Below are 7,647 nucleotides of genomic sequence, written 5' to 3'. Positions count from 1 at the left end.
ACGGCTACAATAATCACATCCTGCTGAAATTGCTTTCCTTTAAAATGATTCATCGTCATTCCTCCTGCTATCTTTTTCTATTATTCTACCTTATTTGATAGTAGATTTAAAACTTTGCAACAGAACCGGTTCGGCAGTAATGGGTGGTTTACGTATGAATAGCGATGTAGATATTTTGGTAATAACAAATCAAAGTTTATCTGAAAAAACTCGAAGGAATCTTACAAATAGGTTAATGCTTATATCTGGGAAAATAGGAAACATAAAAGATATGAGGCCTCTTGAAGTTACGGTCATAAATCAAAAGGATATTGTCCCTTGGCATTTCCCCCCCAAATATGAATTTATGTATGGCGAGTGGCTAAGAGAGCAGTTTGAAAAGGGAGAAATTCCTGAGTCGACTTATGATCCGGATTTAGCAATACTTTTAGCACAACTAAGAAAAAATAGTATTAACCTTTTGGGACCAAAGGCAACAGAAGTAATTGAGCCTGTGCCAATGACAGATATTCGAAAAGCAATTAAAGAATCGTTGCCCGGGTTGATAGCTAGCATTAACGGTGACGAACGCAATGTGATTTTAACTTTAGCCAGAATGTGGCTGACAGCATCTACTGGTGAAATTCGCTCAAAAGATCTGGCAGCTGAATGGGCGATACCTCAATTACCCGATGAGCATGCTACTTTACTCAACAAAGCGAGAGAGGCTTATTTAGGAGAGTGTGTTGACAAGTGGGAAGGAATGGAATCTGAGGTGGCTGAACTCGTTAATCATATGAAAAAGTCTATAGAGTCTTCCCTTAATATCCAATTACCTTTTCGAATAGTTTAAATATAACAAAGACTAGTTGTTAATGTGCATTATTGATTGCTTCGATATGTTCCCCCATATATCAGTTTCTTAAAAAATAATCAAAATACCGTTGATACGTTCCCGCGAACGAAAGGGTTAAAAATCAGCTTAAGACATCAATGCCATCAACTCGAGCCACGTTGAGACGTGTGTTTTATTGTCCCACAAAAGTGCAGACGATTTTATCAGTGTAAAAATGGAGTACGCAGACGACCGAAAAATCCAGCCAGATCGTATCACCTACAGGCTTATTCAGGAGTATATCGAAGAAAAGTACGGCTTCAAAGTTCACACTGCAAACATTGCAGAGGTCAAAAGAAACTTAGGCCTGCCGATGTACGACGCACCAAACGCAGTTGAAGAACTAAAACGCCCATATAAACCAGCACCAGAATATAAAGTAGAAGCTATTAAAGACGCATTAAGGCACTTCAAGGTCATAGATTAAAGTAAAGTACCCTTTCAGCAGATCATTACTGTTGAGAGGGTCTTACTTTTTCAGAAGCCGGCCAATGTAAGGATAGCCCTACAAGATTGCGGGTCTTTCTCTTCGAGCCATGTTTCCAGATTGCTTATAGCGATATCCTTTTGAATATGGATGCTCTCTTCAAATCGATATTCGATTGCACATGTAAGGATATCAACAGGTTCATCAAGAACCTTACCGCCAAGAACTGGGTATTCGTCAATTACAATCCAGTCAGGTGGGAGACCATCAAAGAGAGCCTGCGGATACAATTCCCTAAAGTGAATCTCAATTTCCATAGCTTCGATCTCACCTTGTTCTTTATCTGGGTAACAAGTGGCATAAGATACATCGAAGCCTCTAGTGAGCAGCATCTGAACGACATTGATGAGTTCAATATCAACAGGAATGGTCTTATCGGCGCATTTACAACAAGGCTTCGACCAAATTTCACTGTATAGCTCTAAACATCGTGGACACATCGTCATCATACAATCACTTCCTTCACCAGTTTATAGAAAGTAGTTCTTTTAAGATTAAGTGCCTGCATAGTTGCAGTTTGCTCGCCAGTGCGGTGATATTTACCGCCGGGTACACTGGAATAACCGAGGTTACAAGTCTATTGTTTGGAGATGCGTCAGCCGTTTGGAGGAAAAAGGATCTGAATGTACTGCCCCTACCATAAACGAGGAAACATTGCAGACAGCAGTGGTTAAGGCTATTAACGAACTTTTGGCTAACAAAGAACCCTTCCTCCAGGCGTTGCAGAAAAACATAGCTACTATACTTAATGAAGAAAATGATAATGCCACCAATGATATTGATAGCAAATTGGAAGAATTACAACAACAGCTTCTTATCCAAGCAAAATCCAAGAATGACTATGAAGATGTGGCTGATGAAATCTACCACCTTCGAGAATTGAAGCAAAATGCACTTGTTGAAAATGCAGAGCGTGAAGGAAAAAGGCAACGAATCGCTGAAATGACTGATTTCTTTAATGAACAATCCTGTGAGTTAGAGGAATATGATGAGCAGTTAGTAAGGAGGCTTATAGAAAAAGTTACGGTATTTCATGATAAGTTCGCCGTTGAATTCAAATCAGGAGTCGAGATTGATGTAGAAGGGTAATCTTTAGAAAGAGAACAGAAGAATTATATTGGATTTTTAAAGATAATATGATATAATAAAACGACTTGGAGGTGGAAGAATGTATAACTTTTCTTGCTAATTATATGATGCATAATAAGATATTTAAAGAAACGGCTATAGAACCGTTTGTTTTGTTATGCAAATTGCAAGAAAGTTAAGTATTCTACACTCAATAATACATTACAGTAACCTTATGTTATGTATAACAAAAGGTAATAATAGTATTTGTTTTTGAGCCGTAAGAATTTACTTTCTTGCGGCTTTTAATATTTGTAAAAGAAAGGAAGATAAACGTGATAGACAATGATACTATGTCATTCATGACAAAATCCTTGCAGAGTTGGATAACATTATAGAGTAATTAATGCCGAAAACCGACTTTGCTTATAAAATTTTTATAATGTAAAGGAGGAAGAAATATATGTCCTTAATAAATGTTTCAAATCTAACTTTTTCATATGAAGGAAGTTATGACAATATTTTTGAAAATGTAAGTTTTCAGATAGATACAGATTGGAAACTCGGTTTTATTGGAAGAAACGGACGCGGTAAAACTACTTTCTTAAATTTACTGCTTGGCAAATATGCGTATTCCGGCAATATAAGTTCTACAGTTAAGTTTGAGTATTTTCCTTATGATGTGGAAGATAAGAGTCTATATACAATTGAAGTAATGAAGAGTATTTGTACGGAATGTATGGATTGGGAGATTTTTCGTGAAATATCATTGCTTGATGTTCAAGAAGATGCTTTATATCGTCCGTTTAATACATTGTCAAATGGTGAGCAAACAAAGGTCCTTCTTGCAGCTTTATTCCTTACAGCGAGTTGTTTCCTGCTTATTGATGAACCTACAAACCATCTTGACATCGATGCACGTAATGTAGTGCAAAACTATTTGAAACGCAAGAAGGGGTTTATTTTGGTATCTCATGATAGAAGCTTACTTGATCAATGTGTTGACCATATACTATCTATCAATAAAACGAATATCGAAATCCAAAAGGGAAATTTTACTTCTTGGTGGGAGAACAAAACGTTACAAGATAATTTTGAACTGGCAGAAAACAAGAAACTCCTTAAAGAAATAGGAAGGTTGTCTTATGCAGCAAAACGTAGTTCAAACTGGTCAAATAAAGTAGAAAAAAGTAAATATGGAACAACAAATTCTGGTTCAAAACTGGATAAGGGTTATGTTGGACATAAGGCTGCAAAAGCGATGAAACGTGCCAAAAATATTGAGTCAAGACATCAGGAAGCCGTTTTACAAAAATCAGAACTGCTCCACAACATTGAACAATATGATGACTTAAAAATTTCACCACTTGAATTTCACAAAGAGTGCTTAATAGAAGCGAATGATTTATCATTGTCTTATGGAGATAAAGAAGTATGCAGTAATCTTAATTTCAGAGTCAATATTGGTGATAGAGTTGCCATTATCGGAAAAAATGGGAGTGGTAAGTCTAGTATCCTAAAATTGATTAATGGAGATGATATTAAATTTACCGGAAATTTTATGCTAGCAAGTGGACTAAAAATTTCTTATATTTCGCAAGATACTTCATATTTAAAAGGTAATCTATCTGAATTTGCCTATAATAATAAGATCGATGAAACTCTATTTAAAACGATTCTTCGTAAACTGGATTTTAATAGAGAGCAGTTTGATAAGAACATGGTGGATTTTAGTGCTGGTCAGAAAAAGAAAGTACTAATTGCTAAAAGCCTTTGTGAAAGTGCACATTTGTATATATGGGATGAGCCATTGAACTATATTGATATTTTTTCACGTATCCAAATTGAAAAAATGATTTTGGAATATTGTCCTACACTATTGTTTGTGGAGCATGATGATGCTTTTTGCAATAACATTTGTACGAAAAATATTAATTTAGGTTTGTAGAGATTTTGAGTTGCCACAATAACTAAAAGATATTTACATGAAAGGGTGAAGAAATGTTAAAACAAAAAGAATTAATTGCAAACGTTAAGAATCTTACTGAGTCAGATGAACGAATTACAGCTTGTATGATGTATGGATCGTTTACCAAAGGAGAAGGTGACCAATACTCTGATATAGAGTTCTATATATTTTTGAAAGATAGTATAACCTCGAACTTTGATTCATCCAACTGGTTGTTTGACGTAGCTCCGTACTTGATGCTTTATAAAAATGAGTACGGAACAGAGGTAGTTATTTTTGATAATCTTATACGTGGGGAATTTCATTTCCTTTCTGAAAAAGATATGAACATAATCCCCTCGTTTAAAGATTCAGGTTATATTCCTGATACGAAGGCTATGCTTATTTACGATGAAACAGGGCAATTAGAAAATTATTTATCAGAGATAAGTGGTGCAAGACCAAATAGACTTACTGAAGAAAATGCTAATTTTTTGTTGTGTAATTTCTCTAATCTATGGTTGATGGGAATCAACGTTCTAAAAAGAGGAGAATATGCTCGTTCATTAGAACTCTTATCACAACTTCAAAAAAATACACTACAACTTATACGTATGGCAGAAAAAAATGCTGATAATTGGCTAAACATGAGTAAAAACCTTGAAAAAGAAATTAGCCTTGAAAATTATAAAAAATTTGCAAAGACCACTGCTCGATTAGATAAGGTAGAATTATTTGAAGCCTATAAAAATTCTTTGCTATTAGTTATGGATTTGCAAAGTCACCTTATTGAACAATACAACTTAAAAGTTACACATGACATTTTAGAAAGATTGTTGAATTACATTAGTGAATAGGAGAGTAACGTTATTCACAGTATTGGGTACTGAAAATTAACAGCATACCTCAGTTTTTCAAAAAACAGCGAAGCCTATGGATATGTTCCCGTCTACCGATAGTGCAAAAAGTGTCGTGGATATGTTTCCGAGAACGGACATACACAAATGACATTCATTCTGTCCTCTCAATCCATATTGAATGTGTGACTGTTTTAAGTAAGTAAGGAAAACATAAAAAAACGGGCTCTTTGTCAAATCGGACTGATGAGACAAATATTGAAGATGATGAATTTGAGAATTTTCTCAAATTCATCATCTTTTTTTAGTTATTCAATTGTGACAAGGTCGTTTATCATAAAAATTCTTATCTTCATATTACTAAAAGATTTGAAGCCATAAGATACTCTTTTTAATATCTTAATATGAGTATTTTTAGCTTCTATTTTTCCGTTAGAATACTTATACGTTAAGCATTACGAATCCCTTCTTCATAATTAATCAGATTTTCAATCTTCTGTTTAAATAGTGGATCTAAGGTAGTCGGTAAGTTCTTTAATAAATCAAAAAATGAGTCTGGATCTTTATTTCTAAAGTGATAGGTTAATAATTGAAACACGCCATAGGCTTCTTTTAAGTCTGTAGAAAATGATAAAAGACGATCAATCATCATTGATTCTGTTAGAGGGGGAAACTTAGGTGAAGGAAAGCTTCTCCAATTTTTATATTCTGAACTAGAAACAGTCATTTGATTCTTTAATAGGTATTTCCAATTTACTTTTAGCTTATTGGCTTCAGAACGCTGGTGATTCTTTATTAATGCTTTCATTTCCCTGACTCTAAAGTCATTAAAAGCTTGGTTTAAGTGTTTAACGATATGAAACCTATCAATGACTAAAGCTGCACAAGGAAAGATTTTTTTAGTTAACTGAAAATAAGCCGCATTCATATCTGTCACTAGAAATTTTACCTGTTCTCGTTTCTCCTTGGGAGAACGATTGAAGTAATTCATTAGTTTATCAAGTCTACGACTAGGAAGAACATCAACCAGTTCACCGGTTTCACCATTGGCACAAATAAAACTCATTTTATCTTCATAGGTGGCATGAGATCTGAATTCATCAACCATTAGAACTTTTGGAAAAGAGCGTGGTTTAAGCGTTTCAGGTAAATGTTTTTCAACAGATTTAAGGACCCTTATAACGGTTGTGAGTGATACATGACATATCTTAGCGATAACGGTCATTGATATTTTTTGAGTTAATAATTCTAGTATTCTAAATGTCATGAATCGACTAATAAAACAATTTTCTTCAACGATAGAACATTGAGTTGTCCAATGTTGATGGCAGTTTTTACAAAAATATCGTTGTTTTTTTAGCTTTAAAATAGTTGGAATATTTTGATATGATTCCAAACGAATTGTCACTTCTTTTTTCCCATTTTTTACAATGGTTTTCTTTTCATCTGCATCGTTCGCATGAGACTGACAATACTTACAGGCCGTAAGCTTAGGTGAGTAGGTACCAGTGATAATTAATGTGTTCACACCTTTGTATTTTCCTTCTTCAACACAAGTTAAATTTAAATCTTCATCTTTAATTCGCAACATTTTTTGATATGATTAGTCATGACATGTCGTCCTTTCTATTTAAGATTTTGGTTGGTACTTTAATTTTACTAGATAGACGACATGTTTTTCTGCTTAAATAAACTAAAATAGGGCTGATGAATCAAAAAATGATTCATCAGTCCTATAAATTATAGAGCCTGAATTTATCCGCAAAAACAAATTCCGCACCTTAGAATATGATGATAAGCTTGTAAGGAAGATAATCCAGAGCGTTACAGTCTATGAAGACCACTTTGTAATTTGCTTTAAATCTGGCATTGAAATGGAAATATGAAAACCAGAAATAAATAGCCCATGACTCTGCGGTAGAGTTGTGGGTTTTCTTTTGCTTGCTGATTATAATAATATTTTAATAACTATTGTATTTATCAACCAAATGGTTTATAATATTCTTAGCGTAAACTTGGAGGTGCTGTATGACTACGGCAGAAATGATTAAAGAACTGTGTGAGCAAATGAATATAAGTGTTTCCGAACTTGCTAGACGTATTGGCCAGACTCCACAGAATTTCAATAAAAAATTACAACGAGAAACAGTAACCTTGGATGAGTTGAAGGCCATTGCTGATGTGCTAGGTGTCAAGTTTGTGCAGGCATTTATTTTACCAGATGGAGAAGAAATAAAAATATCTAACGAATAAAGGAGGATGTTTATATGGTAGGTAATGTTATTCGGTTCTGTTGCAAAGTTTTAAATAAAGAATAAAATCCCTTACGGTATCTATGATTTAAGCTGGGATTCCCAATAATACCTTGATTTCAGTACAGACCGAAAACCCGAAGAGAGTGCCTTCTTTTCGG

General features: G+C 34.3%; 7 protein-coding genes and 3 pseudogenes. 7 read left to right on the top strand and 3 right to left on the bottom strand.

What is annotated here, in order from left to right:
* Positions 1-79 precede the first annotated feature (79 nt).
* Positions 80-832 carry an aminoglycoside nucleotidyltransferase ANT(9) gene (gene ant(9) / locus MN581_RS09895; protein ID WP_347247407.1) on the top strand — a complete coding sequence of 251 codons (753 nt, stop codon included), beginning with the start codon at positions 80-82 and terminating at the stop codon, positions 830-832.
* Between the two features lie 217 nt (positions 833-1,049).
* Complete coding sequence (locus tag MN581_RS09890; protein WP_002294510.1) at positions 1,050-1,301, top strand: hypothetical protein; 252 nt, start codon at positions 1,050-1,052, stop codon at positions 1,299-1,301.
* 50 nt (positions 1,302-1,351) lie between these two features.
* Here the strand turns inward: MN581_RS09890 and MN581_RS09885 are convergent, their stop codons facing one another.
* Positions 1,352-1,810: a hypothetical protein gene (locus tag MN581_RS09885; protein WP_002325145.1), complete on the bottom strand. Its 459-nt coding sequence runs from the start codon at positions 1,808-1,810 to the stop codon at positions 1,352-1,354.
* A gap of 61 nt (positions 1,811-1,871) precedes the next feature.
* On the opposite strand from MN581_RS09885, the gene MN581_RS09880 reads away from it, so the two are divergent.
* The 3 genes from MN581_RS09880 (at position 1,872) to lnu(B) (ending at position 5,234) form a co-directional block, all read left to right on the top strand.
* Positions 1,872-2,450, top strand: coding sequence for a recombinase zinc beta ribbon domain-containing protein (locus MN581_RS09880; protein ID WP_088186203.1), 579 nt, complete (start codon positions 1,872-1,874; stop codon positions 2,448-2,450).
* Positions 2,451-2,892: 442 nt separating this feature from the next.
* The gene (gene lsa(E), locus MN581_RS09875) at positions 2,893-4,377 is read left to right on the top strand and encodes an ABC-F type ribosomal protection protein Lsa(E) (RefSeq protein ID WP_002294513.1); all 1,485 of its coding nucleotides are present in this window, start codon (positions 2,893-2,895) and stop codon (positions 4,375-4,377) included.
* A 53-nt stretch (positions 4,378-4,430) separates the two neighbouring features.
* Positions 4,431-5,234 (top strand): lincosamide nucleotidyltransferase Lnu(B), encoded by an 804-nt coding sequence (gene lnu(B), locus MN581_RS09870; protein ID WP_002294514.1) that lies wholly within the window; start codon positions 4,431-4,433, stop codon positions 5,232-5,234.
* Positions 5,235-5,542: 308 nt separating this feature from the next.
* On the opposite strand, the pseudogene MN581_RS09865 reads toward lnu(B), so the two are convergent.
* Positions 5,543-6,825, bottom strand: a pseudogene (locus MN581_RS09865) (ISL3 family transposase).
* A gap of 208 nt (positions 6,826-7,033) precedes the next feature.
* Here MN581_RS09865 and MN581_RS09860 point away from each other — a divergent pair.
* Together MN581_RS09860 and MN581_RS09855 are read left to right on the top strand one after the other, a co-directional pair.
* Positions 7,034-7,120: pseudogene (locus tag MN581_RS09860) on the top strand (site-specific recombinase); the annotation flags it as partial.
* A gap of 142 nt (positions 7,121-7,262) precedes the next feature.
* The gene (locus MN581_RS09855; protein ID WP_000205227.1) at positions 7,263-7,487 is read left to right on the top strand and encodes a helix-turn-helix transcriptional regulator; all 225 of its coding nucleotides are present in this window, start codon (positions 7,263-7,265) and stop codon (positions 7,485-7,487) included.
* A gap of 87 nt (positions 7,488-7,574) precedes the next feature.
* Here MN581_RS09855 and MN581_RS09850 read toward each other — a convergent pair.
* Positions 7,575-7,647 (bottom strand): annotated as a pseudogene (locus tag MN581_RS09850) (IS6 family transposase); the annotation flags it as partial.

Source organism: Vagococcus sp. CY53-2 (genome assembly GCF_022604695.1).
GTDB lineage: Bacteria > Bacillota > Bacilli > Lactobacillales > Vagococcaceae > Vagococcus.
The sequence above is the reverse complement of the archived record's forward strand: the minus strand, read 5'-3'. Positions and strand labels throughout refer to the sequence as shown.